This is a genomic window from Cronobacter sp. HA18006 (assembly GCF_011605445.1).
Lineage (GTDB): Bacteria > Pseudomonadota > Gammaproteobacteria > Enterobacterales > Enterobacteriaceae > Cronobacter > Cronobacter sakazakii.
The window spans coordinates 87,975-114,215 of record NZ_JAANQB010000011.1 but is presented as its reverse complement, the minus strand read 5'-3'; the positions used below and the strand labels follow the sequence as shown (position 1 = coordinate 114,215).

At 57.6% G+C, this 26,241-nt stretch carries 21 protein-coding genes; 8 read left to right on the top strand and 13 right to left on the bottom strand.

Features of this window, described 5'->3' with window-relative positions:
- Positions 1 to 7: 7 nt before the first annotated feature.
- Entirely contained in the window at positions 8 to 799 is a 792-nt protein-coding gene (ssuC, locus tag G9X48_RS02270; RefSeq protein ID WP_097641035.1) for an aliphatic sulfonate ABC transporter permease SsuC, read from the top strand.
- Positions 796 to 1,563 (top strand): aliphatic sulfonates ABC transporter ATP-binding protein, encoded by a 768-nt coding sequence (ssuB, locus tag G9X48_RS02265; RefSeq protein ID WP_097641036.1) that lies wholly within the window; start codon positions 796 to 798, stop codon positions 1,561 to 1,563. Before ssuC ends, ssuB begins: the two co-directional genes overlap by 4 nt.
- 196 nt (positions 1,564 to 1,759) lie before the next feature.
- On the opposite strand, the gene pepN is transcribed toward ssuB, so the two are convergent.
- On the bottom strand, positions 1,760 to 4,372 hold the full coding sequence (gene pepN / locus G9X48_RS02260; RefSeq protein WP_097641037.1) for an aminopeptidase N: 2,613 nt from the start codon (positions 4,370 to 4,372) through the stop codon (positions 1,760 to 1,762).
- A gap of 266 nt (positions 4,373 to 4,638) precedes the next feature.
- Here pepN and pncB point away from each other — a divergent pair, with 266 nt between their 5' ends.
- The 4 genes from pncB (at position 4,639) to G9X48_RS02240 (ending at position 10,419) form a co-directional block, all read left to right on the top strand.
- On the top strand, positions 4,639 to 5,841 hold the full coding sequence (gene pncB, locus G9X48_RS02255) for a nicotinate phosphoribosyltransferase (protein ID WP_097641038.1): 1,203 nt from the start codon (positions 4,639 to 4,641) through the stop codon (positions 5,839 to 5,841).
- Between the two features lie 166 nt (positions 5,842 to 6,007).
- Complete coding sequence (gene asnS / locus G9X48_RS02250) at positions 6,008 to 7,408, top strand: asparagine--tRNA ligase (protein WP_097641039.1); 1,401 nt, start codon at positions 6,008 to 6,010, stop codon at positions 7,406 to 7,408.
- A gap of 534 nt (positions 7,409 to 7,942) precedes the next feature.
- Entirely contained in the window at positions 7,943 to 9,043 is a 1,101-nt protein-coding gene (locus G9X48_RS02245) for a porin (protein ID WP_080320448.1), read from the top strand.
- A 185-nt stretch (positions 9,044 to 9,228) separates the two neighbouring features.
- The gene (locus G9X48_RS02240) at positions 9,229 to 10,419 is read left to right on the top strand and encodes an amino acid aminotransferase (RefSeq protein ID WP_038881052.1); all 1,191 of its coding nucleotides are present in this window, start codon (positions 9,229 to 9,231) and stop codon (positions 10,417 to 10,419) included.
- Between the two features lie 58 nt (positions 10,420 to 10,477).
- Here G9X48_RS02240 and G9X48_RS02235 read toward each other — a convergent pair whose 3' ends face one another.
- The 7 genes from G9X48_RS02235 to cmoM all read right to left on the bottom strand — a co-directional run bounded on the left by G9X48_RS02235 (position 10,478) and on the right by cmoM (position 21,092).
- On the bottom strand, positions 10,478 to 11,125 hold the full coding sequence (locus G9X48_RS02235) for an MBL fold metallo-hydrolase (RefSeq protein WP_097641040.1): 648 nt from the start codon (positions 11,123 to 11,125) through the stop codon (positions 10,478 to 10,480).
- 38 nt (positions 11,126 to 11,163) lie between these two features.
- A complete protein-coding gene (locus tag G9X48_RS02230; protein ID WP_004385484.1) occupies positions 11,164 to 11,712 on the bottom strand; it encodes a YcbK family protein in 549 nt (182 codons plus the stop codon).
- Between the two features lie 179 nt (positions 11,713 to 11,891).
- Positions 11,892 to 13,700: a L,D-transpeptidase gene (gene ldtD / locus G9X48_RS02225; protein WP_097641041.1), complete on the bottom strand. Its 1,809-nt coding sequence runs from the start codon at positions 13,698 to 13,700 to the stop codon at positions 11,892 to 11,894.
- A 154-nt stretch (positions 13,701 to 13,854) separates the two neighbouring features.
- Positions 13,855 to 18,303, bottom strand: coding sequence for a chromosome partition protein MukB (gene mukB / locus G9X48_RS02220; RefSeq protein ID WP_097641042.1), 4,449 nt, complete (start codon positions 18,301 to 18,303; stop codon positions 13,855 to 13,857).
- Complete coding sequence (gene mukE, locus G9X48_RS02215) at positions 18,296 to 19,006, bottom strand: chromosome partition protein MukE (protein ID WP_004385487.1); 711 nt, start codon at positions 19,004 to 19,006, stop codon at positions 18,296 to 18,298. Before mukE ends, mukB begins: the two co-directional genes overlap by 8 nt.
- Positions 18,987 to 20,309 carry a chromosome partition protein MukF gene (gene mukF / locus G9X48_RS02210; protein WP_007898125.1) on the bottom strand — a complete coding sequence of 441 codons (1,323 nt, stop codon included), beginning with the start codon at positions 20,307 to 20,309 and terminating at the stop codon, positions 18,987 to 18,989. The genes mukE and mukF overlap by 20 nt, the downstream gene beginning before the upstream one ends.
- Before the next feature lie 3 nt (positions 20,310 to 20,312).
- Positions 20,313 to 21,092 (bottom strand): tRNA uridine 5-oxyacetic acid(34) methyltransferase CmoM, encoded by a 780-nt coding sequence (gene cmoM / locus G9X48_RS02205; protein WP_007898129.1) that lies wholly within the window; start codon positions 21,090 to 21,092, stop codon positions 20,313 to 20,315.
- Between the two features lie 132 nt (positions 21,093 to 21,224).
- On the opposite strand from cmoM, the gene elyC reads away from it, so the two are divergent.
- A complete protein-coding gene (gene elyC / locus G9X48_RS02200) occupies positions 21,225 to 22,004 on the top strand; it encodes an envelope biogenesis factor ElyC (protein WP_097641043.1) in 780 nt (259 codons plus the stop codon).
- Here elyC and G9X48_RS02195 read toward each other — a convergent pair.
- The gene (locus G9X48_RS02195; RefSeq protein WP_007898135.1) at positions 21,981 to 22,874 is read right to left on the bottom strand and encodes a YcbJ family phosphotransferase; all 894 of its coding nucleotides are present in this window, start codon (positions 22,872 to 22,874) and stop codon (positions 21,981 to 21,983) included. The two genes, elyC and G9X48_RS02195, sit on opposite strands and share 24 nt — an antisense overlap.
- 90 nt (positions 22,875 to 22,964) lie before the next feature.
- Entirely contained in the window at positions 22,965 to 23,387 is a 423-nt protein-coding gene (locus G9X48_RS02190; RefSeq protein WP_007864224.1) for a DUF2000 domain-containing protein, read from the bottom strand.
- 126 nt (positions 23,388 to 23,513) lie between these two features.
- Here G9X48_RS02190 and G9X48_RS02185 point away from each other — a divergent pair, with 126 nt between their 5' ends.
- Positions 23,514 to 23,993 carry an Lrp/AsnC family transcriptional regulator gene (locus tag G9X48_RS02185; protein WP_004385496.1) on the top strand — a complete coding sequence of 160 codons (480 nt, stop codon included), beginning with the start codon at positions 23,514 to 23,516 and terminating at the stop codon, positions 23,991 to 23,993.
- 34 nt (positions 23,994 to 24,027) lie between these two features.
- Here G9X48_RS02185 and kdsB read toward each other — a convergent pair whose 3' ends face one another.
- The 3 genes from kdsB to G9X48_RS02170 are packed head-to-tail and all read right to left on the bottom strand — an operon-like array spanning position 24,028 to position 26,238.
- Positions 24,028 to 24,774 (bottom strand): 3-deoxy-manno-octulosonate cytidylyltransferase, encoded by a 747-nt coding sequence (gene kdsB, locus G9X48_RS02180; protein ID WP_004385497.1) that lies wholly within the window; start codon positions 24,772 to 24,774, stop codon positions 24,028 to 24,030.
- Positions 24,771 to 24,953 (bottom strand): protein YcaR, encoded by a 183-nt coding sequence (ycaR, locus tag G9X48_RS02175; RefSeq protein WP_007898151.1) that lies wholly within the window; start codon positions 24,951 to 24,953, stop codon positions 24,771 to 24,773. Before ycaR ends, kdsB begins: the two co-directional genes overlap by 4 nt.
- Positions 24,954 to 24,978: 25 nt before the next feature.
- Complete coding sequence (locus G9X48_RS02170; protein WP_097641044.1) at positions 24,979 to 26,238, bottom strand: winged helix-turn-helix domain-containing protein; 1,260 nt, start codon at positions 26,236 to 26,238, stop codon at positions 24,979 to 24,981.
- Between the last annotated feature and the right edge of the window lie 3 nt (positions 26,239 to 26,241).

The following is a 26,241-nucleotide window of genomic DNA, read 5'->3' as shown; positions in this document are numbered from 1 at the left end:
AGGCCGTATGACAAGCGCTTCGCAAAAATGGCTCCAGCGCGCCGCCCCGTGGGTGTTGCCGGTGGGAATTATCGCCGTCTGGCAGCTCGCCTCCCAGACGGGCTGGCTGTCGACGCGTATTCTGCCGTCGCCCGAAAGCGTGGTGGAGGCGTTCTGGCGGCTGACGGCGAGCGGCGAGCTCTGGCAGCACATGGCTATCAGTAGCTGGCGCGCGCTGGTGGGTTTTTCCATCGGCGGACTGATTGGGCTGGCGCTCGGGCTTATCAGCGGGCTGTCGCGCTGGGGCGAACGCCTGCTCGACAGCTCCATCCAGATGCTGCGCAACGTGCCGCATCTGGCGCTGATCCCGCTGGTGATTTTGTGGTTCGGCATTGATGAGAGCGCCAAAATTTTTCTGGTGGCGCTCGGCACGCTGTTCCCGATCTATATCAACACCTGGCATGGCATTCGCAATATTGACAGCGGTCTGCTGGAGATGGCGCGCAGCTATGGGCTTTCCGGTTTCAGCCTGTTCCGGCAGGTAATTTTACCGGGCGCACTGCCCTCAATTATGGTCGGCGTGCGTTTCGCGCTCGGGCTGATGTGGCTGACGCTTATCGTGGCGGAGACGATTTCGGCGAATTCCGGTATTGGCTATCTCGCAATGAACGCGCGTGAATTTTTGCAAACCGACGTGGTGGTGGTGGCGATTATTCTCTATGCCCTGCTTGGCAAACTCGCCGATCTCAGCGCCCGTGCGCTGGAGCGTGTCTGGCTGCGCTGGCACCCCGCTTATCAGTTAAAGGAGGCGAACGCATGACAACAGCACGACTCAACCAGGGAACGCCGCTGCTGCTGGAAGGCGTGACCAAACGCTACGGCGAGAAAACCATTCTTAACGCGCTGGATCTGCATATTCCCGCCGGGCAGTTTGTGGCGGTGGTCGGGCGCAGCGGCGGCGGCAAGAGTACGCTGCTGCGTCTGCTCGCGGGGCTTGAGACGCCAGACAGCGGCGAACTGCGTGCCGGGAATGCGCCGCTTGCCGACACCCGTGAAGATACGCGCATGATGTTTCAGGATGCGCGCCTGCTGCCGTGGAAGAAGGTGCTGGATAATGTCGGGCTGGGGCTTAGAAGCGACTGGCGTCCGGCGGCGCGCCAGGCCCTGCAGGAAGTGGGCCTGGCTGACCGCGCGAACGACTGGCCCGCCGCGCTTTCCGGTGGACAGAAGCAGCGTGTGGCGCTGGCGCGCGCGTTGATTCATCGCCCCGGCCTGCTGCTACTGGATGAGCCGCTCGGTGCGCTGGATGCGCTGACGCGCCTTGAGATGCAGGAGTTAATTGTGTCGCTGTGGCGCGAGCACGGTTTTACGGTGCTGCTGGTGACGCACGACGTGAGCGAATCGGTGGCGATGGCGGAGCGGGTGTTGTTAATCGAAGACGGGAAAATCGGGCTCGATATGGCCGTGGAGTTGCCGCATCCGCGTCACCACGGCACGCCGCGTCTGGCGGAGCTTGAAGCGCGGGTGTTGAACCGGGTGATGCGTAAAACACCTGTGCCGGTGCGGGAAGTGAAGGTGGGGTGATGTGTTATCTATAAATGAAAGGCGGGTGCGCTTACGCTTATCCGCCCTACAAACACTGACAGGGTATTATCCAGGGTGGGTAAGCGTAAGCGCACCCACCATAGAACCAATGTAGGTTGGGTAAGCGCAGCGCACCCACCACAGAACCAATGTAGGGTGGGTAAGCGCAGCGCACCCACCACCCCATATCAGCCCATTACGCCAGCGCCTTGCTAACTTTCTCATACAGATCGCCGGACAGCTTCGGCAGCGCCTTCAGCTCTTCCAGCGCCGCGCGCATCAGCGCCTGACGTTTTTCATCATAACGCTTCAGGCGGATCAGCGGCTCAATCAGCCGCGACGCCACCTGCGGGTTACGGGTGTTGAGCTCAATCAGCATATCGACCAGAAAACGGTAGCCGCTGCCATCTTCGGCATGGAACGCCGCCGGGTTGTTAGTGGCGAACGTGCCCACCAGCGCACGCACGCGGTTCGGGTTGCCGAGGCTGAAGGAGCGGTGTTCCAGCAACGCACGAACTTTGCTCACCACGGCTTTCTCCGGGCTCATCGCCTGCAACATAAACCACTTGTCCATCACGAGACCGTCGTGGTGCCACTTGTCGTCATACTCGCCAAGCAGCGTATCGCGGCACGGTAACTGCGCCGCCACGGCGGCGGCCAGCGCTGCCAGCGCGTCGGTCATGTTGTCCGCGTCGTGATACTGGGCGGAGACCAGCTTGTCGGCCAGCTGCGCGTCGCCAAACGCCAGATAATGCAGGCAGGTATTACGCAGCGCGCGCTTGCCGATATCCGCGTGATCGATACGGTAGCCGGTGAGTTTATGCGCGTTGTAGACCGCCAGCAGTTCATCGGCAAGCTCGGTCGCCAGCGTGCGGGTCAGCGCGTCGTGCACCGCTGCGATGGCCTGCGGATCGATGGTCTGGAACAGCTCGGCGATCTCGTTTTGCGACGGCAGCGTCAGGATCTCCGCCGCCAGCGCCGGATCGATGGTCTCATCAAGCAGGATCGCGCGGAAAGCGTCCGCCACGTGCAGCGGCAGCGAAAGCGCCTGCTGCTGCTGATAACGCGCGACGTTGAGTTTGATATGGGTGGCCAGAAGGCTTTGCGCCGCATCCCAGCGCGAGAAATCGTTACGCGCGTGGCGCATCAGGAACGTTAACTGCTGATCGCTCCATTTGTATTCCAGCTTCACCGGGGCGGAAAATTCGCGCAGCAGCGACGGCACCGGCTGGAAGTACACGTTATCAAAAACAAACGTCTGCTCCGCCTGCGTTAGGTTCAGCACATGGTGCACCGGATGCCCGTCTTTTTGCAGCGGGATGACCTTACCTTCGTTGTCATACAGCTCGATATCGAACGGAATATGCAGCGGCAGTTTTTCCGGCTGGTCCGCCGTTGGCGGCGTGCGCTGGCTTAGCGTCAGCGTGTACTGCTCGGTCTGCGGATTGTAATCATCCTGCACCGTGACAATTGGCGTGCCGGACTGGCTATACCAGCGGCGGAAGTGCGAGAGATCAACATTCGACGCGTCTTCCATCGCCTGCACGAAATCGTCGCAGGTGGCCGCGCTGCCGTCGTGACGCTCGAAGTAGAGCTGCATCCCTTTCTGGAAATTCGCTTCGCCAAGGAGCGTATGGAGCATGCGGATGACTTCGGAGCCCTTTTCGTACACGGTCAGGGTGTAGAAGTTATTCATCTCAATGACCATGTCCGGGCGAATCGGGTGCGCCATCGGGCTTGCATCTTCGGCGAACTGCATCGCACGCATGGTACGCACGTTGCTGATGCGATTAACCGCGCGGGAGCCGAGATCGGAGCTGAATTCCTGATCGCGAAAGACGGTCAGCCCCTCTTTCAGGCTCAGCTGGAACCAGTCGCGGCAGGTGACGCGGTTGCCGGTCCAGTTGTGGAAATATTCATGGCCGATAACGCGCTCAATGTTGAGATAGTCTTTATCGGTCGCGGTTTCAGCGCGCGCCAGCACGAATTTGGAGTTAAAGACGTTAAGCCCTTTGTTCTCCATCGCGCCCATGTTGAAGAAATCGACCGCGACTATCATATAAATGTCGAGATCGTACTCCAGACCAAAGCGCTCTTCGTCCCACTTCATGGAGTTTTTCAGCGAGGACATCGCCCAGCCGGCGCGGTCCAGGTTGCCGCGATCTACATAAAGCTCCAGCGCCACGTCGCGGCCTGAGCGGGTGGTGAAGGTATCGCGCAGCACGTCGAAATCGCCTGCCACCAGCGCAAACAGATAACACGGTTTCGGGAACGGATCTTCCCACTGCATCCAGTGACGGCCATCGTCCAGTTCGCCCTGCGCCACACGGTTACCGTTGGAGAGTAAATACGGGTATTTCGTTTTATCGGCGATGATTTTGGTAGTGAAGCGCGCCAGCACGTCCGGGCGATCCAGATACCAGGTAATGTGACGGAAGCCTTCAGCTTCGCACTGGGTGCAGAGCGCCTCGCCTGACTGATACAGGCCTTCCAGCGCCGTGTTCGCCGCCGGGTTGATGTCGTTGACGATTTTGAGCGTGAAGCGCTCCGGCAGATTTTCCAGCACCAGCGCGCCCTCTTCCAGGCGGTGATGCGTCCAGGGCTGTCCATCCACCTCGACCGAAATCAGGGTAAGGTCTTCGCCATCCAGACGCAGCGGCGCGTTCTCCGCCACGCGGCGGTTGATCTGACTGACCGCAGTGACCCGCGTTCTGGCGGCGTCGAGGTCGAAGGTCAGATCAATGTCGGTAATCAGGTAATCCGGCGCACGATAGTCGTGGCGATATTTTGCTTGTGGCTGTTGAGTCATAAAAAACCTTATCCAGGGTCCGTATGGTTACGTCTCCAGTCTATTCCTGTTGCGTTAATGTTGCCACGCAGAATCTTTCACTTTTCAGCGGCTACCGCGCAGATTGCTACATTTAAGTAACAAGCGGCACAAATTGCCCTCGACCCGCTTCGCCGGTTGTGTTGTGATCCTGCTTCAATAAACCGATAATCAGGGTATACTCCTGCGTCTTTATCTGCTTATGCCACTGATAGACACGCGCCTGTGAGAGGATGCCAGTTCGCACCATGACACAATACGCTTCCCCCCTATTGCAAACGCTGTTGGATACGGACGCCTATAAGCTGCATATGCAGCAGGCGGTTTTTCATCACTATTATGATGTGCATGTCGCAGCGGAATTTCGCTGCCGGGGTGACGATCTGCTGGGCATTTATGCTGACGCCATCCGCGAACAGGTCGATGCTATGCAGCATCTCGCGCTTTCAGACGCCGAGTATCAGTGGCTCTCCGGCCTGCCGTTTTTCAAATCCGATTACCTCCAGTGGCTGAAAACGTTCCGTTATGACCCGACGCAGGTGCAGATCCGCAACGATGGCGGCAAGCTGGATATCCGTTTAAGCGGCCCGTGGCGCGAAGTCATTATGTGGGAAGTGCCGCTGCTGGCCGTAATTAGCGAACTGGTGCACCGCTATCGTTCCCCGGAAGCGAGCGTTGATCAGGCGCTGGCGCATCTTGAAGTTAAACTCGATGATTTCCGCACCATGACGGATGGGCTCGATTTAAGCGCTTTCCGCCTGATGGATTTCGGCACCCGACGCCGTTTCTCGCGCGATGTCCAGCAGGCGATTGTCGAGCGTCTTAAGCTGGAGCCGTGGTTTATCGGCACCAGTAACTATGACCTCGCCCGCCGTCTTTCACTGACGCCGATGGGCACCCAGGCGCATGAATGGTTCCAGGCGCATCAGCAAATCAGCCCCGATCTCGCGAACAGCCAGATTGCGGCGTTGCAGGCGTGGCTTGACGAATACCCGGATATGCTCGGCATCGCGCTGACCGACTGTATTACGATGGACGCCTTCCTGCGCGATTTCGGCCCGGAGTTCGCGGGGCGCTACCAGGGGCTGCGCCACGACTCGGGCGATCCGGTGCAGTGGGGCGAGAAAGCTATCGCACACTATCAGCAGCTCGGCATCGATCCGCTCAGCAAAACGCTGATTTTCTCCGATAACCTCGATTTCCCGAAAGCCATTGAGCTTTATCGCCACTTCGCCGACCGCGTGAAGCTGGGCTTTGGCATCGGCACCCGCCTGACCTGCGATATCCCGCACGTGAAGCCGCTCAATATCGTGATTAAGCTCGTTGAATGTAACGGCCGTCCGGTGGCAAAACTCTCCGACAGCCCAGGCAAAACGATTTGTCACGATAAGGCGTTTGTCCGCGCGCTGCGCAAAGCCTTCGATCTTCCTCAGGTGCGTAAAGCAAGCTGATGTTTTCCCAAAGGGAGCCGCGCGCTCCCTGCTTTTCCCTCTCCTTTGCGATTTCTTTTTCCCGCACCGCGAATTCTGCTTGTCTGATGGCGTATGCCAGGTAACATAGATAACCCCCCGTCCGGGTGGAAAATGTTATTTTTGACCATTAACCAGAGAGAAAATTATGAGCGTTGTGCCTGTAGCCGACGTACTCCAGGGCCGCGTTGCCGTTGACAGTGAAGTCACCGTGCGCGGGTGGGTGCGTACCCGAAGAGATTCAAAAGCTGGCATCTCCTTCCTCGCCGTTTATGACGGTTCCTGCTTTGATCCGATACAGGCTGTCATTAATAATTCTCTGCCCAATTACAATGAAGAGGTTTTACACCTCACGACGGGCTGCTCGGTTATCGTCACCGGCAAGGTGGTGGAATCCCCGGGCGAAGGCCAGAGCTTTGAGTTGCAGGCAACCCAGGTGGAAGTGACCGGCTGGGTGGACGATCCGGACACCTACCCGATGGCGGCCAAGCGCCACAGCATCGAGTATCTGCGTGAAGTCGCGCACCTGCGCCCGCGTACTAACCTGATCGGCGCGGTGGCTCGCGTACGCCACACGCTGGCGCAGGCGTTGCACCGTTTCTTCCACGAACAGGGCTTCTTCTGGGTTTCCACGCCGCTTATCACCGCGTCGGATACCGAAGGCGCGGGCGAGATGTTCCGCGTCTCGACGCTGGATCTGGAAAATCTGCCGCGCGACGCGCAGGGCAAAATCGATTTCGATAAAGACTTTTTCGGTAAAGAAGCGTTCCTGACCGTGTCCGGCCAGTTGAACGGCGAAACCTACGCCTGCGCGCTGTCGAAAGTCTATACCTTCGGCCCAACCTTCCGCGCTGAAAACTCCAACACCAGCCGTCACCTGGCGGAGTTCTGGATGCTGGAGCCGGAAGTGGCGTTCGCCAACCTGAACGATGTCGCGGGGCTCGCGGAAGCGATGCTGAAATATGTCTTCAAAGCGGTGCTCGATGAACGCATGGACGACATGAAGTTCTTCGCCGAACGCGTGGATAAGGAAGCCATCGAGCGTCTGGAGCGTTTCATCTCCGCAGACTTCGCGCAGGTGGATTACACCGACGCGGTCGCTACTCTTGAGAAATGCGGCGAGAAATTCGAGAACCCGGTTTATTGGGGCGTGGATCTGGCGTCCGAGCATGAGCGTTATCTCGCCGAGAAACACTTTAAAGCGCCGGTTGTTGTTAAAAATTACCCGAAAGACATCAAGGCGTTTTATATGCGCCTTAACGAAGATGGTAAAACCGTGGCGGCGATGGATGTACTCGCGCCGGGCATCGGTGAAATCATCGGCGGCTCCCAGCGTGAAGAGCGCCTCGACGTGCTGGATGCGCGTATGGAAGAGATGGGTCTTAATAAAGAAGACTACTGGTGGTATCGCGACCTGCGCCGTTACGGCACCGTGCCGCATTCCGGCTTTGGTCTCGGCTTTGAACGTCTGATCGCCTATGTTACCGGCGTGCAAAACGTGCGCGATGTGATCCCCTTCCCGCGTACCCCGCGCAACGCGAACTTCTAATCCCAAAAAGGCCAGCGACTTGCTGGCCTTTTTTCTTCCCGCCTTGTGTTGTTCATTTTCTATTACGGTTTCACGGAATTTTAGGCTGTATAAAAATTCATCAATTGTCTGATGGTGATTTTTTGCACCGCTTCGCTATAGCATATTTGTACACAACTTCCACAGACATCTGGCCTTCCATCCATCTCATCCAGTAGAAAACTCTTGTTGCTTACAATTGTATAAAAATGCGCCTTATCCAAATTAATAATAAGTTTTTCATATATATAAGAAAGGAATGGCCGAAATTTATTCACTTAAGTAATAAATTTGAGGTCTCTCACAAAGTTCCCTTTCATTAATAAAATTTTACACAATATTTCTTTTTGTTACCTGATTAAGACATTTGTAGCACTTTCCGGGTAGCGAAACGATTATATGAATGGAAAGATGCCAGACAGACACAGAAAGACACCAAACTCTCATCAATAGTTCCGTAATGAATTATTGACGGCAGTGGCAGGTGTTCAAAAAAACCAATGAGGGTAATAAATAATGATGAAGCGCAATATCCTGGCAGTGGTTATCCCTGCCCTGCTGGTAGCCGGTGCAGCAAACGCTGCAGAAATCTATAACAAAAACGGCAACAAACTGGATCTTTACGGAAAAGTTACTGCTGAGCACGATTTCGTGACCTCTGGCGATAACACCAACAACGGTGACGCCACCTATGCACAGCTGGGCTTCAAAGGTGAAACTCAGATTAACGATCAGCTGACCGGTTACGGCCAGTGGGAATACCGTGCCTACGCAAGCAGCGCTGAATCTGAGCAGGGAGCTAACAACTCTAACCGTACCCGTCTGGCCTTTGCTGGTCTGAAAATTGCGGATGCGGGCTCCATCGATTACGGCCGTAACTACGGTATCGTTTACGATGTTGAATCTTACACCGATATGGCACCGTCTTACTCCGGTATGACTTGGGCTAACTATTCTGATAACTTCATGACCGGCCGTACCACTGGCGTTCTGACCTACCGTAACACTGGCTTCTTCGGCCTGGCAGATGGTCTGAACTTTGGTATCCAGTATCAGGGTAAAAACGACCGTAATAACGCAGCTACCTCTAACGGCGACGGCGCTGGTTACTCACTGGGTTATGATTTCGGCGAAGGCTTCAGCGTTATCGGTGCGTACAGCAACTCTAACCGTACACTTCGTCAGAAACTGGATGATAAAGGCGATCGCGCTGAAGCATGGGCTGTTGGTGCTAAATACGATGCCAACAACCTGTACCTGGCGACTGTTTACGCAGAGACTCGCAACATGACTCGTGAAGCTGATGATTCCTTCGCGAACAAAACTCAGAACTTTGAAGCGATCGCTCAGTACCAGTTCGATTTCGGTCTGCGTCCATCCCTGTCTTATGTTCAGTCTAAAGGTAAAAACCTGGCTGCGCGCGGTACCTTCGATGGTGGCGATGCTGACCTGCAGAAATATGTTGAAGTTGGTGCTTACTACTACTTCAACAAAAACTTCAACGTATACGTTGACTACCAGATCAACCTGATTGATAACGACGCTTACGCTCGTAACGTTGGTATCGTTAACGGTCGTGACGACCAGGTTGCACTGGCTGCTACCTACCAGTTCTAATCAGCACAACCTTGTTGTCTGATAGCGGAAAAACAGGGCTTCGGCCCTGTTTTTTTATGCGTAAAAGAAAATTCTGCCAACTTTTGCGATCCACGTAACTTTTCCGGGCAAACGGTTGGCATTTTGTAAATCTCCCGTTAACCTGATAGCGAATTTCCCTTCTGAAATCACAATGGAACCTCGTCATGTTTGAGAACATTACCGCCGCCCCAGCCGACCCGATCCTTGGCCTGGCCGATCTGTTTCGTGCCGACGATCGCCCAACCAAAATTAACTTAGGCATTGGTGTTTACAAGGATGAAACCGGTAAGACCCCGGTTCTGACCAGCGTAAAAAAAGCAGAACAATATCTGCTGGAAAATGAAACCACCAAAAACTACCTCGGCATTGACGGTATTCCCGAATTTGGCCGCTGCACACAGGAACTGCTGTTCGGCAAAGGCAGCCATATTATCAGCGATAAACGCGCCCGCACGGCGCAGACCCCAGGCGGCACCGGCGCGCTGCGTGTCGCGGCGGATTTCCTTGCGAAAAACACCGAGGTCAAACGCGTCTGGGTCTCGAACCCGAGCTGGCCGAACCATAAAGGCGTGTTTAACTCCGCCGGTCTGGAAGTGCGCGAATATGCCTACTACGACGCCGCCAACCATTCTCTGGATTTCGACGGTCTGTTAAACAGCCTGCAGGAAGCCCAGGCAGGCGACGTAGTGCTGTTCCACGGCTGCTGTCACAACCCGACCGGCATCGACCCGACGCTGGATCAGTGGGAACAGCTCGCGAAGCTGTCTGTCGAGAAAGGCTGGCTGCCGCTGTTCGATTTCGCCTATCAGGGCTTTGCTCGTGGTCTGGAAGAAGATGCTGAAGGCCTGCGCGCGTTTGCCGCGCTGCATAAAGAACTTATCGTTGCGAGCTCGTTCTCTAAAAACTTTGGCCTGTACAACGAGCGCGTGGGTGCCTGTACGCTGGTTGCGGCGGATGCTGATGCCGCAGACCGTGCCTTCAGCCAGATGAAATCCTGCATTCGTGCCAACTACTCCAACCCGCCGGCACACGGCGCGTCAGTAGTCGCAACCATTCTCAGCAACGACGCGCTGCGCGCCATCTGGGAACAGGAGCTCACCGATATGCGCCAGCGCATCCAGCGTATGCGTCAGCTGTTTGTGAACACGCTGGCAGAGAAAGGCGCAAACCGCGATTTCAGCTTTATCACCAAACAGAACGGCATGTTCTCATTCAGCGGCCTGACGAAAGAGCAGGTGCTGCGTCTGCGTGAAGAGTTTGGCGTGTACGCGGTGGCGTCCGGGCGCGTGAACGTGGCGGGCATGACGCCGGATAACATGGCGCCGCTGTGCGAAGCCATCGTCGCGGTGCTGTAATCGCTGCGTAAAGATACAAAAAGGGCCGCACTGTGCGGCCCTTTTTATTTGGAAAGATTTACCAGACCGGCATTTCATCCTGCAGGAAAGGGTTATGCAGACGCTCATGGCCGAGCGTTGACATCGGGCCGTGGCCGGGAATAAACGTCACGTCATCGCCAAGCGGCAGCAGCTTACGCTTAATGGCATCGATAAGCTGGCTGTGATCGCCGCGCGGGAAGTCGCTGCGCCCTACTCCGCCTTTAAAGATGACGTCGCCCGAAACCAGCAGACGGGACTGCACATCGAAAAAGACGATGTGCCCCGGCGTGTGGCCCGGGCAGTGCAGCACGGCAAGCGTTATATTGCCGACGCTCACCGTGTCGCCTTCATTAAGCCAGCGGTCTGGCGTCAGCGGCTGGCACTCATCAAGACCAAACATGCGGCTCTGCGCAGGTAGTCCCTGTAGCCAGAACTCATCTTCTTTTTCCGGGCCGATAATGGGGATGCCGTAATGCGCCGCAAGCTCCGCCGCCGCGCCCACGTGGTCAAGATGACCATGCGTCAACAGGATCTGCTGCAGCGTGACGCCAATACGGGCGACGTCTTCCTTGATACGCTGCGCATCGCCGCCCGGGTCCACCAGCGCCGCCTGTCGCGTCTCCTCACACCAGATTAACGAGCAGTTCTGCGCGAACGCCGTTACCGGAATAATATGATAGTTCATACCGCTCCTTTTACCCGGCGCGCTGCCGGGGTCGTTAATTACCAGTGCCTTAGCGGCCCGGTATCAATATGCACAAAGTTACTGCTGGGGTAGTATCCTACACCACCGGCGCGCAGAGATAACGCCGCTTTGCGAATATTGCTTAACGAAATACCTTCGATATGAAAATCCATGGCCTGGCCTTTGGTGTGGTAGCTGTGCTTAGCCACGCCGCGGCTTTTGGATCGCAGTTCGTTGTTGGTATCAACGGAACGATAGCCGGAGATCAGCTGTACCGGTTTACGGGTGCCGAGCAGCCCCTGCAAACGGAAAAGCTGGTCAAATAAACGGGGATCAATCGCTTTTACCTTATTCGCCCGGTAATCACGAAAGAAATGATTAAGCTTTGCTAATTCATCCTGAATATAGCCCCGGCCATCGAAAAACTCGGCCTTAATGGATTCGCCAGTATGTAAATTATTGAGCGTAAGAATACGCGGTCGTGGCGTCGACAGGGTAGCAAATGCAGGCGTGGGCAGTATCGCAGCGCCTAAAGCGGCGCCGCCAATCGTCAGCAGTTTGCGGCGATGAGCGTCAATTTTATCCATGATATTCAGGTCTACAATCAAATGAACAATAACTATGCACTTCTGGCGCACGAGTGGCACCTTAACCGCCAGCCGGAGGGGAGTCAATACGGGTCAAAGCCGCGAATAACGGGCCTTTTTTTACGTTTGGCCCGTTTTCGCTTCACATAGAGCAGGTTAAGTCCGCGGAATTAAACCTGTTAGCGGATCAGTTGTTCCACTTTTGGGAGGATTTGTGCGCCCGATCGCGCGGTGTGATCGTAATTGTAAATATCTGTACGATATTGCGGACGCCCGTCCTCGCCGATAAACGCGGTCAGATAATAGAGGTTCACCGGAATGGTCTGTGGAATATTCACGTAACGCGTATTCCCCTCTTTTAGCGTCTGCGAAATGCGCGAATCATTCCAGCCCGCATCCTGAAGCAGCATATTGGCCAGTTCAGAAGCTTTATTCACACGCACGCAGCCGGAGCTGAGCGCCCGTGCATCGCGCTGGAAAAGATTATGGTTCGGCGTATCGTGCAGATAGATAGCGTCTGAGCTCGGCATGTTGAACTTATACCGCCCGAGCGAGTTATGGGCACCCGGTGCCTGCTGGAAACGGAATGGCAGATTAGACGGCGTAATTGTCGCCCAGTCCACCATCCACGGGTCCACAACATCCGCGTTACTTCCCCAGCCGTTCAGCACTGTATAGCCGTGGCTCTCCAGATACCCTGGGTCATTCCAGACTTTCGGCAGAATATCTTTGCGGGCGAGCGTTGGCGGCACGTTCCACGGCGGATTGACCACCACGTTATTGAGCGCGCTACTCATCAGCGGCGTTTTGCGATCCGGTCTGCCGACGATAACGCGCGACGCCAGCACCTGATTGCCATTCTGGTAATAAACCAGCGAATACTCGGGAATATTTACCATAATGCCGGTGCTGAGTTTGCCGGGCAGCAGACGCAGACGCTGAATATTGAGCGCCAGCAGCGCGGCGCGCTGCGCGGGCGTCACATTCAGCCAGTCGCGGGTGGACTGACCGATAACACCATCCGCGCCCAGCCCCTGCCATTTCTGAAAACGTTTTACCGCCGCGACCAGATTTTTATCGTAAACAGCGCGCGCCGGTTTCGGCGTACTACGGGTCTGGCTTGCAGTTTGCGGGGCCGCCGACGGGCTGACCACGCCGTTGTTATCGCCCGGCAGCGCAATATCCGGGCCGCCATCCAGCATGCCGGTACGCTGTAAAATCTCCTTAAGCGCCGGAATATCGCTGCTCCACTGGCCGGGGCGCAGCTTCTCTTTGCCGGTCATTTGCGGCCACGGACGGGTATCCGCCACCAGTTGCAACAGCGAGGCGTGCATCGCCGCATACTGCGGATGCGCGGGGGCGAGAGAGCGCACAAACGCAGGCACAGAGCCGTTATCCAGCGCGACCTGCCACTGGTTCAGCACGTTCAGCGCGGGCATCTCCAGCTTGTACGGTTTTTCGCTGTAGAGCCAGCGGTTGCCCTGGCTTGGGATGCCAGAAATAAAATGCAGATACCCCACCATCGCGTCACTCAGCACGATATCGCGCGCGAGCCCCGTAACGGCGGGATTGGTCAGTTGCTCCACCCAGGCGGTAAACTGCGGCTGGAAGCCAGCGAGCGCGACTTCAGCCAGCTGCTGCTGGAATGCCTGAACGGCGTCGCGGTTCTCCCACATCGGTTTAAGATCGCGGGCGGCGTATAGCCCCACCAGCGCATTCATGTAGACCGGCGTGAAGCCCGCTGGAAGCGCCGCCTGTAACTGCGTGCGTGCGCTCGCAAGACGGCTTGCGGCATCAGGCGCCGTATTCGCCGCCAGGAACGCCATGCCCGGCGACAGCGCCAGTGGCTGCGCGCTGAGCGTGGTAATACTGTCGTTTGCGATCAGTTCCGGTTCATCGGCATACGCGTTAAACAGTGGAGCGATACTGAGAGCCAGGCACACATACAGTGCTGACCGTCGAAAACCATGCATATTCTTAAGCACCATCCCTTGCCCCCTGTTTTTCAGAATAATTCGGCACTCAGGCTTATTGTGAGTATATAAACAGAAAAAATCATTTGCCTGATCGAATGTAAAGAAGTTTAAAGATTTGCCGGACAAAAAGAAAGCGGGCCGAAGCCCGCTCTGTGAGTTGATGACGTTATGAGACTTCAGCCGGTCCCGGCAGCGCATCGGCTGGCGGGGCGGCAAAGCCGCGCAGGCCAACCACATGCACATGCTCATGGTTCTGGAAGACTTTACGCACCAGCTTGTAGGTCGTGCCTTTTTCCGGGCTGATGTTCTCCGGTGCCGCGATAATGAGCTGCATCTGCAGGCGTTCGCACAGTTCAAACAGCGTGGCGATGGAGCGAGCATCCAGACGCGCCGCTTCGTCGAGGAACAGCAAACGGCATGGCGAAATGTCTTTGCCGCGCAGGCGACTGGATTCATCTTCCCAGCTCTGCACCACCATCACCAGGATAGACATCCCCGTACCGATCGCCTCACCGGTAGAAAGCGCGCCGCTTTCTGCGCGCAGCCAGCCGTCGGAGCCTCGGTTAACCTCAACTTCCATCTCAAGATAATTACGGTAGTCGAGCAGCTCTTCGCCGATGGTCTGCGCGGTACGCTGGCCCATGTCGATTTGCGGGTTCAGGCGCTGCCAGAGTTTCGCCAGCGCTTCTGAGAATGTCAGGCGGTTACTGTTAAACAAGTCCTGATGCTGCTCGTGCTGCTCGGCAAGCACTTCCAGCAGCGTGGCATGGCTTTCACGCACGTTAACGTTCAGACGCACGCTGTTGACCTGGCCGAACGACACGCTCTGCAGGCCCTGGTTGAGCATACGAATACGGTTCTGCTCGCGCTGGATCGTCTTGCGAATAATATTCGCCACGCTGCGGGAGCTGATGGCGAGCTTCTGTTCGCGTGAGGTAAGCTCTTCCGTCAGGCGGCCCAGCTCAATTTCCATCTGTTCAATCGCCTCGACCGGATCGTCGGTGCGGATAATATCCTGGCGGATACGCTCACGCAGATGCTGATACACGGCCACGAAGAACTGGATTTTGCGCTCGGGGCGTTTGGGGTCTTCAGACAGGCGCAGCACGTCGCGCAGGTGTTCGTTATCCGCCACCGCCAGACGCAGCGCGCCGAGGGCTTTATCCGACATCGAGCGAAGATCGTCACCGGAGTGGTACGCCAGCTCGCGGCGGTGCAGGCGACGTTCAACGCCATTGTCTTTCACCATACGCATCACCGCGCACCAGCCCGCTTTGGCACTGACCACCTGCTCGCGCATCTCGTGGTAGTTACGCTCCAGACGCTTCAGGCTGCGGGTCAGGTTGTCCATCTCCGCTTCGCACAGCGTCAGCTGTTTCTCCAGCTGATTACGGCGCGAACGGTTGTTGCTGAGGCGCGTATGCAGTTCGTCGCGACGCTGGCGGGCGCGCTCTTCGGCTCCGGCATCGGCGCGCACGCCGATATCCTGCAGTTCACGTTGCAGATCGCCCAGCAGCTCTTTTTTGGTATCGAAGGAGCTTTTCAGCGACGCCAGCACCTGATGATACTGGCTGAGCTTCGCGGCGTGGGTACGCAGCGCTTCGCGGGCGCGGGTACGCTCGGCTTCCGCCTGCTCCAGACGCTGGCGCAGTTTCTCGTTGAGATCGGTGTTGCCATTGAGCATTTGCGCCGAATCGCTGTAGCTAAAGTGCGCGCGACGCTGCACCACTTCGCTTAACGCAAAGGCCTGCTGACGGGCGTCGCGCTGCGTCTGGCGCGCCTGTTCATAATCCTGTTTGAGCTGGTCGAACTGCTCCGGGTCGCTCTGCAGTACAGACGCCACCGGCTCCAGTTTCGCCAGCGCGTTGCCGTGCTGAGACAGGAAACGCGCGGCGTCCTGGGCTTCCGCCAGGCGCTCCTGAATTTCCTCCACGCGGTCGGCCAGGCTGTCGTCTGCCAGCAGGCTCAGGCGCGGCAGCAGGCGGTTAAGCTGAGCCACGCCCTCTTTCGCCTGTTCAAACTGCACGCGCTGCTGCTGGTTGTCGTTTTCGTGCTGGCTGATGGCGCGCTCGATTTCGCTGCGGCGCGTGTTGAGCTTACGGATTTCCGCTTCCGGATCCGCCTCAAACGCCACGGCGAGATGCTGGCCGACAAAACGGCTGAACGCCTGGTGCAGGCGCTGCGTTTTCTGTACGTCGAAAGAGAGCGTCGCGTAGCGTTCAGACAGCGCCTCGCGCTCGGCATGCAGGCTCTCGATACGGCTTTCGCGCGCGGCGCGGCCAAACAGCGGCACCGACGGGAAGCGGGAATAGCGCCACTGGCGCTCGGCCACTTTCACCACTACCGCTTTTTCCAGCTCTTCAACGCTGAAGACGCTGTCATCAAAGGATTGCGGATCGCCTTCGATCAGGTAGAGATCTTCCGGGCAATCCTCAAGGCCGTCAAGCAGATCGCGCACGCGCGACAAATCCGGCACCACAATCGCATGGCGCGACGGGCCGTAAAGCGCAGAGAAGTACGGCGCGTCGTCAAACGATACGTCGTCGTAAATTTCAGAGAGCAGTACGCCGCCGAAGCGCTCCGCCAGCGCATTGAGGCGTGCGTCTTCGGCACCGCCCGGCTGGCTTAAGCGTTCAATCTCTTCGTCCACGGCCCGCTTACGCGCGCCCACTTCGTCACGTTCAACGATGGCTTCTCGCTCACGCTCCAGCAGTTGCTGAAGGTATTCGGTGACCTGCTGGCCGGACTCAAACGTCTCGCCGCTCTGTTCGCTAATCTGGTTGAGGCTGTTTTGCGCCGCAAGCCAGGCCGGCGCATGGCTGGTGAGCGTCTTAACGCGGCTCTGGATCTGCTCCAGCTCCTGGCGCAGCGTCATGCGCTGTTCACCTGCCTGCGAGACGCTGTCGGAGAGCGCCGCGATGCGGGCTTCCAGCTCATCGTTCAGCGCTTCGAGATCTTCCGGGTCATAGTCTTTGCCCTGGCGTTTGCAGAACTCGGCCAGCAGGTGCTCGGCATCCTGCTGTTCGCGCAGGCGCTGTTCCAGCTCGGAAAGGCGCATACGCAGCGGCTGCACCTGTTCGGCGAGATGGCGCTGCTGGCTGGCGTCGCGCAACAGTTCGCGCGCCACGTCCCAGGCCTCTGCACGGCTTACCGGGCCGTTAATGCTGGCGACAAGCTGATAAGCCTGCTCGAACTGGCTGTGCGCGGTCTGCGCGACGCTCATTTTCTGCTCAAGCGACAGCAACCGTTCGGTGGCCTCCTGCTCTTTGGCCTGGAAGGTATCCAGCCATTCATCGGCGCTGTCGGCGCTCAGATCCGGCAGATGGCACAGCTCGCGGGCGCGCTCCAGCGCGGTGAGCGCCTGCTGGTACTGAATGGCGCGGGTCTGCTGCACGTCAAGCGCCTGCTGATAGTCGGCAAGCTGGCTTTTGAGTTCGTCGACTTCAAGCTCGGCGGCTTCCGCGCGGGCTTCGTTCTCTTCCTGCTGCTCGGCCGCTTCCGCCACCACTTCGCTCTGCTCTTCCAGGCGAATCTGCAGCTCTTCGAGGTCAGCCTCGTAGCGCTCGATTTTCTCCTGCTGGCGCAGCGCGGTTTGCACCAGATTCAGGTGATCGCTCGCCGCCTGATAATCGGTTTCGAGATCGCCTTCAGCCCCCGCGTGCTCGGAGAGCTCGCGCGCCATATCGACATGCTTATACTGCTCGGCGGCAAGCTGCTTGCGGCTGCTGAACAGCTCGCGGCGCAGCTCCAGCGCCTGATCGAGATGAATGCGCCGCTCGTTGGCGTGGCGCATATAGTCCGCCGCCACGTAGTTGGTGGCTTCGGAAATCAGGTGTTTGAAGAGATCGCGGTCCGACTGGGTGACGCGGATAGCTTCCAGCGTCATGCGGTTTTCGCGCAGCGCCGCTTCCATGTCCTGGAACGCTTTACGCACGCCGCCATTTTCCGGCAGCAGGTAATCACGAAGCGAGCGGGTAATGGCGCTGGAGATCCCGCCGTAGAGCGAGGCTTCAATCAGACGGTAATATTTGCTGCGATCGGACGCTGAACGCAGGCGACGCGCCACTACGCCCAGATCAAACATTAATGAGTGATAATCGGTGATGGAGTTGAACTGCTTAAGCTGCACGCCTTCCATCGTGTCGATTTTATCTTTCAGCTCGTTGAGGCTCAGCACGCGCGCCTGACGATCGTTCAGCGTTTCCGTCAGCAGTTGTGTGGGCAGAATCGCGCTCGGCAGGCCCTGAATGGCGAACGGTTTGATATCCACTTTACGGTCGCGTCCGGCGACCTGTTGCAGACGCACGCCCACCAGCACGCGCTGATGACGCGAGTTGACGACATCCAGCACCGAATAACAAACGCCTGCTTTCAGTTTGCCGTGCAGACCTTTATCGCGCGAGCCGCTGGTTGCGCCCGCCTCGGTGGTGTTACGGAAGTGCAGCAGCGTGAGGTCAGGAATCAGCGCCGTGACGAACGCCGCCATCGTGGTCGATTTACCCGCCCCGTTACCGCCGGAAAGCGTGGTGACCAGCTCGTCGAGATCAAACGTGCGGGCAAAAAAGCCGTTCCAGTTGATAAGCGTTAGCGAGCGAAACTTACCGCGTTCAATCATTGTCATCCTCCGCGTTATCCTGCTGGGTATCGTCGTTCTCATCATTGAGCTGCAGATGGCTTTCCACCGGCATCGCTTCGCCGTCGCGGATCATGCGCAGTTGCGCCTCGCGCGGATCGTCGCCAGCGCGCACGTCCGCGCCGAAGCGAAACACCGACTCGGTGATGCGGAATTTGCTGCTGTCATGGCCCATAAACCAGACCATGCCCAGGCGGCGCAGGCGGCTTAACGATGAGCGCACTTTTTCCTGCAGTTTCTGGCGATCGAGGTCGGAGCCGGTTGAGCGGTTGTTCACAAGCTTCAGCAGTTTGGTTTCGTCCGCCAGCGCCATCAGCTCGTCATAGAGTTCCTGCTGGGTGAAGATACCCTCGTTCGCCAGGCGCTCCGGGCTCAGGTAGAGATAACAGAGGATTTTGCCCACCATCATATCCAGCTCGGAGAGCACCGAGCGCGGGATAAGCGTCGTGGAGCGTGGACGCAGATAGAAAAAGCCTTCCGGCGCGCGGATAAGCTCGACGTTATAGCGGCTGTAGAACTCTTCCAGCTCGCCCTGGTAATCCATCAGAAAAGCGTGATTATCCAGCTCGTCCAGGCCAATGTGACGCCCGGCGCGCAACTGGCTGTCGAGCGCCGGAAACAGCGGATTCGCGAGCGCGAGCGCCAGCTTCACTGGCATCACGTGTTCAATATTTGTCGATGACATTCGCCTGTACCTTGGCTCCATAATCATTAATGGGCTGCCACTTAGCTGGCAGGCCGGTAAAGTCCGCTTCAGCGACGCCCAGGCGCACCGCCTGGTCTACCACGATGCGCGCCACGTCAAAGTGGCGGGCTCGCGGGAACTGGGTCAGGTAATCGCGCATCACGACGCTCAGGTCGAGCGGCTGCTGACGCTCCCGGTAGACGTTGAGCTGGGCCTCAATCATCGCCGCCAGTTGTTCGCGGATCTCGTTAAACTCTTCAAACTCCAGATCCGGCGGCAGTTCGCCGGTCACTTCTTCATCGCGCAGCGTCATCTCTTCATCGCGCATATCGAGCAGGCGATCGGCGCTGGCGTAGGTGAGCGCCCAGGGCGCATCGAAATAGTTCTGCACCGACTGGCGCAGACGCTGGGCAAAGACGCGGTTTTTATCCATATCGATAGCGGTACGGATAAATTTATGGACGTGGCGGTCATAGCCAATCCACAGGTCAATCGCCTGCTGACCCCAGCTGATAATACGGTCGAGCTTGCTTTGCAGGTCATACGTCAGGCGGTCGACGAAATGAAGATCGTCGCGCCCAAGCGTCGCTTCCTGGATTTGCAGGAGGTTGGCCTGCAGCTTATCGCCCGCCGCCTCCAGCGTATCCTGTAACTCGCGCAGCGTACCGGAGGTCTCTGAAAGCAGCAGTTCGCAGCTCGAAATCGCCGCACGCCAGTCTTTATTCAGCAACTGGGCGATATCGTCTTTCACCAGCTGTTGCTGCTCATCCATGATGCGCTGGGTGAGATCGATACTGTCGAAAATTTCCGCAACCGAATATTTCAGCGGCGCGTAAACGTTACGGTGCCAGTGAAACTCGTCGCCGCCTTCCTGCGCGGCATCCGCGGCGCGCTTGAGTTCGCTTGCCACGATGGAGAGCTGCATCGAGAGACGCAGCGTGGAGAATTCGCGCTGGCGGATGTAGTAATCAGTAATGCCGATGCCCAGCGGCGTCAGGCGGTAAATCGCGTTGCCCTCCGCCTGCTCGCTGGTAAAGCGGTTAAGCAGACGCTGACGCACCATATCGTTGATGGCGTTGTTGGCGCGCTGGGTGACCGTTTCCGTGGATTGCTCGAAGGCGTCGCTGACGTGGCGAAACGCGTCCACCAGCTCCCCTTCGCTCATTTCGCCATCCAGCCTTTCGCCGTTCAGCGTGGCGATAGCCAGCAAAAAAGCCAGCCTGTCTACCGGAAGCTGGATCGAAAAATCGTTTTTCCTGGCCCAGGCAACCAGTTCAGGGACTGTCTGGGAAAAAGTACTCATAATTTATCCTTGGATCTCCGGCTTAAACGCAGTGACATGGATGTATCGGCCCAGGCTCACCCAGGGCTCCTGTCGGCAGTAACGCGTTTCAAGCTCAAGCAGCGTTTCATACTCGTCGCGCTGCTGATGTTTTTCACGCAGATAGTCATGAAACACCCGCACGCCGGTTTTGCTGTGGATCTGCCAGCCCATCTCTTCAAGCCAGCGATAAACCTGCTGCGGCTCGCGCGGATAATCCGGCGAAAGAGTGCGTTTTTTCTTTTTGGGCATGCCCTGCTGCACATACGCGAAGTTGCCCGCCACCATGTTATGCATCAGAAGGCCGTTGGCGTTGTAGAACATCAGCGAGAGCGCGCCGCCCGGTGCCAGACATTCCCATAAATGACGCAGTGCCGCCTGCGGATCGGCCACCCATTCCAGCACAGCGTGAAACAATATCAGATCAACCGGGCTTTCCAAATGCTGACCCGCCTCCTGCGCGGCGCATTGTACAAAATGCATGTTGCCGCTCACACCTTTCTCCTGCGCCGCCTTTTGAGCACGAGCTATCATTTCCGCGGAGAGATCGCACAGCACCACCTGATGACCCCGCTGCGCAATGCGACACGCGGTTTGCCCTTCGCCACCGCCTGCATCCAGTACGCGCAGTGGACGGTCAGGCAACAGGCCTAACAACGCGTCGAGATCCTGCCAGAGGATAGCCTGACGCAACTGGCCTTTTGTTGTACCGTAAATGTTGCGCGCAAACTTTTCGGCGATGTCATCAAAATTGCGATCCCGCATGGGCACACTCTCCAGGTGATAAGCGCATCCGGCAAAACCGCTATTTTGTCACAGCCGGAGGGAGAATGAACCCATCTCGCGTAAGATAGGCCACGTTTACCTGCCGTATGGTTAAAAAAGGACCCATAACCGATGCTTTTTATTCTGAAAAAACTCACCGGCACGCTGCTGCTGCCGCTGCCATTTCTGCTGCTGATGATGGGCATCGCGCTTGCGCTGCTGTGGTTCACGCGCTTTAAACAAAGCGGCAAGGTTTTAATGACGGCAAGCTGGGTTATTTTGCTGCTGTTAAGCCTGCAGCCGGTAGCGGATGGGCTGCTGAAACCGGTGGAAGATGACTACTCGACCTGGAACGGTCAGAAAGCGAATTACATTGTGGTGCTGGGCGGCGGCTATACCTGGAATGACAAATGGGCACCGAGCTCTAATCTCGTCAATAACAGCCTGCCGCGCGTGACTGAAGGCGTGCGTCTGTGGCTTGCAAACCCCGGCGCGAAAATGGTCTTTACCGGCGCGCGCGCCACCACGAATCCGGTCAGCACCGCTGAAGCAGGTGCCCGCGTGGCAGAAAGCTTAGGCGTACCGCGAAGCGATATCATTACGCTTGATTCCCCGAAAGACACCGAAGAAGAAGCCGCGGCGGTCGCCGGTGCGCTCGGCAAGCAGCCGTTTTTACTGGTGACGTCGGCGTCGCATCTGCCGCGGGCGATGATTTTCTTTAAACGCCAGGGACTGAACCCGATACCAGCCCCCGCCAACCAGATGGCAATCGACTCGCCGCTCAATCCGTGGGAGCGCGTCTATCCGTCTTCACTGTGGCTGATGCACAGCGAACGCGCCGGTTATGAAATTCTCGGGCGCGTCTGGCAATGGGTAAAAGGCGTGGGCTCAGGCGACCCAGGGCAGAAGTGATTCCGACGCCTTACTGAACGCGGCGCGGTTCATTTTTCCGGTTTGCAGTAACTGCGCCACTTCATCCCACAGGACATAAAGCCAGCGGCGCCAGAGGAACGATTCCGCCACTGGCGCGCGCTGGAGATAGCGCCAGAAAAGGCTTTCAGCCATCGGCGTGTCGAACAGGCGAAAAAGCTCATATTCGCGCGGCGCCCAGAGCACCACGCCCGGATTCACCATTGCCAGAAGCTGATCGCTACGCGCATCTTTGAGCATACTGCGCAGGTTAAAATTGCCGTGGATCAGCACGCAATTGTCGTTGAACCCGGCGAACATCGCGTCCAGACATTCACGGGTGCGAAACAGCATCCGCTTATCCTGCATCGTCAGCCCGGTATTCTGATATTGATTGAGCGTACTCCAGAGCACTTCAACGCGCTGGCGATACCAGTGCGGCCAGAGATTCTCCTGGGTACTGTCGACGCTGCCCACGCAGCCGTGGCTGTCAACGCGGTGCCAGCTCAGCAGTGCCTCAATAATCTGATCCTGAAGCTGCTCCCAGCGCTGCGGCGTGCGCGCCGGTGCTTCCACCGGTACGCCGCGCAGGCGCTCCATCAGCAGCACATCAGGCCCCGGATGCTCCTCATGCGTCATTACGCCATACACCACGGGCATGCGCACCGTGCCGTAACGCGCGAGAATCGACATTTTCCCGGCCTGCTGCTGCGCCAGCCCCGGCGAGGTAAAACTCCGCGCCAGCAACGGCAGCGGGTTGCCGTGGCTGTCGTAAAGCGACCAGAGCGCGGTGTCTGCTTTCTCGCTAATGCATTCAAGCCGGCTGAGTTTTTCACCTAACAGGTGACTGAGTTCTGCACGCAGTTGCTCCATTTGCCGTTACCCTTATAAACGCTACTGTTTTTATAATGGGCGTCCTTACGGCGGATGTCATCTGTTGAGATCAATTCCATGCCAGTTAGCTTAACGGTAAAGCGGCAGGTTGCCTGTCAGTCGGGCTATCTGTTTTTTCGGGCCGACCAGCCCCAGCGCCGCCAGCTCGGTTTGCGCGCTGCTGGCACCCGCCAGACGGAGCTCATACTCCTCCCAGGTTTTGCACGACTGCGCCAGCGCGCTAAAGGGCAGCACCAGGATTTGCGGATCGCTCTGCGCGGCGCTAAACAGGCTTAACAGCGTGTTGCCCTCGCCGAGCAGCACCGGCAGCGGCGCGCGGATCACGCCCGGATAAGTCACCCCATCCAGGCTTAACAGATCGGGGCCGACTAATCCCTCGACCTGTCTGCCAAGACACACGCCCAGAACGCTTGCGGCGTTCATGGCAAGCCCTGGCGTGAGCGCGCGGTCGACGACGATAGTGCATTTATGCAGGCGGGTATCGAATTGCATGTTTTTCTCCCTGTCAGTTGATGTAATAAGTCTGCCCGACAACGGCGGAAAAAAATGACCTTTATTGCACCGCAATGCGCTATGAAAGGGTAAAATTACCCTTTAAAAAGAGAAACGGGAAAAATTATGTCTGACGATACCCTGACACCCACAGATATCACCCTGCTGACACTCTTGCAGCAGGATGCACGCACCACCAATCAGGCGCTGGCGGAATCCGTCAACCTTTCGCCCTCGCCCTGCTGGCGTAAGGTGAAAAAACTGGAAGAAGACAAGGTGATTCTCGGCTATCACGCCGCGCTGGATCGCCGCAAAATCGGGCTTGGCGTGATGGTATTCGTGCGTGTCAGCATCGACAGCCACAGCGAGGCGCAGGCGCGGCGTTTTGAACAGGAAGTCATGGAGCTGGAAAACGTGGTGGCCTGTTACAGCATTGGTGGAGATGCCGACTTCCTGTTGCAGGTGGTGTCGCGCGATCTCGACGCCTACGCGGAGTTCGCCATGTCGGTGCTGCGCCGTCTGCCGGGCATAAAAGAGATGCAGAGTATGTTCGTGCTAAAAGAGATCAAACCGTTCCAGACGCTGCCGGTCGGCGCGACTGTGTGACGCCGTAAAAAAACCGGCCGGGGCCGGTTTTCTGTTAACGCATTTCGGCGCGCACGCGCTCAAGATCTTCAGGCGTATCCACGCCGGTGCCGGGCACCACGGCGGCAACCGCCACATGGATTTTCTCGCCGTGCCACAGGACGCGCAGTTGCTCCAGCATTTCAATCTGCTCAAGCGGGCTGGCAGGCCAGGTGACATAGCGGCGGATAAACCCGGCGCGATAGCCGTAAATACCGATATGACGCAGAAAGCTGTCGCCGATGGTATCGCGCGACTGCGCGAAACGGTCGCGATCCCACGGAATGGTGGCGCGTGAGAAATAGAGCGCGTAACCCTGCGCATCCATCACCACTTTGACCGCGTTGGGGTTGAACGCTTCCTGGGCATCATGGACCGGCACCGCGAGCGTCGCCATGCCTGCCTGCGCACTCGCCAGATTTTCTGCGACCTGGCGAATAATCGCTGGCGGGATCATCGGCTCGTCGCCCTGAACGTTGACAATAACCGTATCGTCAGCGAAACCGCATTTCTCCACGACTTCCGCCAGACGTTCCGTGCCGGACTGATGATCGGCGCGGGTCATACACACTTCGCCGCCTGCCGCTTCAATCGCACGTGCCACATCCGGGTGATCGGTCGCCACAATAATGCGCGCCGCGCCTGACTCACGCGCGCGCTCAAGCACATGTACGATCATCGGCTTGCCGTTGATATCGACCAGCGGTTTGCCCGGCAGACGCGTCGACGCGTAGCGGGCAGGAATAATCACCACAAAACTCATGGGTTGGTCTCTTCGGCTGTAAGCGCGCGCGCTTCATTTTCCAGCAGGACCGGGATACCGTCGCGCAGCGGGAAAGCCAGACGGTCAACCTTGCAGATAAGTTCCTGCTTTTCCTGATTAAAGTAGAGTTTGCCGTTGCAAACCGGACAGGCGATGATTTCGAGTAAACGATGATCCATGGTTCCTCCTGATGGACCGGTGGTATTAATCTTTTGAGGATATCACATGCGTTTCAGGCGCGGGGTCAATTTCCCAGCCCTCGCCCCACGCGTGCGCAAGCGGGCCGGGCAACTGGCGGAAAACGACCCTGGTTGCGCCCTGCCAGGCGGCGAAATCGCCAATAGCCTGCCGCAATCCGGCGATAACGCCTGCCGTGAACGATACGCCCTCTTCGCCATAAAGCGCGATGACTTCAAGCGAGCCTTGCTGGCGGTGCATTTTGGCATCCATCCGCCCTACCAGCGCGCCTTTGTGCAGCAATGGCAGGACGAAATAGCCATATTTGCGCTTAGGTGCAGGCGTATAACATTCGAGGCGGTAAGAGAAGTTAAAGAATTCTTCCGCGCGGCGGCGGTCCCAGACAACGGGATCGAATGGTGAGAGCACGGCGCTGTGGGTGGCGGTGAGTTTGCCCGCCACAGCTCGCTCAAGCAGCGGCAGAAGCTCATGATGCAACCACATCGGCCCGAGCGTCTCGACGTCAACCGGCACCACGAATCCCTCATCCTGCCACGCCTGCAATAGCGGGCCGGTAGCGACATGGCGCAAGCGGTAGTAATCAGCAAGCCAGGCGCTACGGAAAATGCCGAGGCTGCGGGCGCTGTTAGCGAGCATCTGCGCCTCGGCCTGCGCTTTATCAATCAGATGCAGGCTGTCGTCCCAGTCGGGCAAGACTCTGGTGGTGAGATCGTAGACGCGCTGAAAATTGCGCCGCTCTACCACCATCACCTGCCCTGCGGTAAACAGCCCTTCGAGATGTTTTTTGTGCGGTTTCCACTCCCACCAGCCACTGGCACCTTTACGCGGATGCTCAAAATCTGCCGAACGCACCGGGCCGTTACGCTCGATAAACGCCATTAATTCACCGATTTCCTGCGCGTGTTCTTCCATCCATGCGGCACGATATTTCCAGCCCATCTTTTCGGGGCTCAGCATACGGTGGCGAAAAAGCGGGAAATCGCTGCGCGGCAGAAAACAGGCTTCGTGCGCCCAGTACTCCATCAACTCACCGCGCGCCAGCGCCTCATCCAGCCAGCGGCCCGGGTAGTTACCAAGACGGCTAAAAAGCACCAGATACGGGCTGCGCGCCACGATATTGATGGTATCAATTTGCAGGAGAGACATGCGGGTGATGGCAGCAAGAATATCGGCAGGGCATGCGCGGCGAACCGGCTTTTTCAGCAGCCTTTGCGCGGCAAGGTGAAGGTGGCGCGCCGCGCGCAAAGAAAGATGCACTCCAGACATATC

Bases quoted from the DNA above. Each gene is read 5' to 3' on its own strand.
- ssuC (WP_097641035.1), top strand. From the start codon at position 8: ATGACAAGCGCTTCGCAAAAATGGCTCCAGCGCGCCGCCCCGTGGGTG.
- ssuB (WP_097641036.1), top strand. From the start codon at position 796: ATGACAACAGCACGACTCAACCAGGGAACGCCGCTGCTGCTGGAAGGC.
- pepN (WP_097641037.1), bottom strand. From the start codon at position 4,372: ATGACTCAACAGCCACAAGCAAAATATCGCCACGACTATCGTGCGCCG.
- pncB (WP_097641038.1), top strand. From the start codon at position 4,639: ATGACACAATACGCTTCCCCCCTATTGCAAACGCTGTTGGATACGGAC.
- asnS (WP_097641039.1), top strand. From the start codon at position 6,008: ATGAGCGTTGTGCCTGTAGCCGACGTACTCCAGGGCCGCGTTGCCGTT.
- G9X48_RS02245 (WP_080320448.1), top strand. From the start codon at position 7,943: ATGATGAAGCGCAATATCCTGGCAGTGGTTATCCCTGCCCTGCTGGTA.
- G9X48_RS02240 (WP_038881052.1), top strand. From the start codon at position 9,229: ATGTTTGAGAACATTACCGCCGCCCCAGCCGACCCGATCCTTGGCCTG.
- G9X48_RS02235 (WP_097641040.1), bottom strand. From the start codon at position 11,125: ATGAACTATCATATTATTCCGGTAACGGCGTTCGCGCAGAACTGCTCG.
- G9X48_RS02230 (WP_004385484.1), bottom strand. From the start codon at position 11,712: ATGGATAAAATTGACGCTCATCGCCGCAAACTGCTGACGATTGGCGGC.
- ldtD (WP_097641041.1), bottom strand. From the start codon at position 13,700: ATGGTGCTTAAGAATATGCATGGTTTTCGACGGTCAGCACTGTATGTG.
- mukB (WP_097641042.1), bottom strand. From the start codon at position 18,303: ATGATTGAACGCGGTAAGTTTCGCTCGCTAACGCTTATCAACTGGAAC.
- mukE (WP_004385487.1), bottom strand. From the start codon at position 19,006: ATGTCATCGACAAATATTGAACACGTGATGCCAGTGAAGCTGGCGCTC.
- mukF (WP_007898125.1), bottom strand. From the start codon at position 20,309: ATGAGTACTTTTTCCCAGACAGTCCCTGAACTGGTTGCCTGGGCCAGG.
- cmoM (WP_007898129.1), bottom strand. From the start codon at position 21,092: ATGCGGGATCGCAATTTTGATGACATCGCCGAAAAGTTTGCGCGCAAC.
- elyC (WP_097641043.1), top strand. From the start codon at position 21,225: ATGCTTTTTATTCTGAAAAAACTCACCGGCACGCTGCTGCTGCCGCTG.
- G9X48_RS02195 (WP_007898135.1), bottom strand. From the start codon at position 22,874: ATGGAGCAACTGCGTGCAGAACTCAGTCACCTGTTAGGTGAAAAACTC.
- G9X48_RS02190 (WP_007864224.1), bottom strand. From the start codon at position 23,387: ATGCAATTCGATACCCGCCTGCATAAATGCACTATCGTCGTCGACCGC.
- G9X48_RS02185 (WP_004385496.1), top strand. From the start codon at position 23,514: ATGTCTGACGATACCCTGACACCCACAGATATCACCCTGCTGACACTC.
- kdsB (WP_004385497.1), bottom strand. From the start codon at position 24,774: ATGAGTTTTGTGGTGATTATTCCTGCCCGCTACGCGTCGACGCGTCTG.
- ycaR (WP_007898151.1), bottom strand. From the start codon at position 24,953: ATGGATCATCGTTTACTCGAAATCATCGCCTGTCCGGTTTGCAACGGC.
- G9X48_RS02170 (WP_097641044.1), bottom strand. From the start codon at position 26,238: ATGTCTGGAGTGCATCTTTCTTTGCGCGCGGCGCGCCACCTTCACCTT.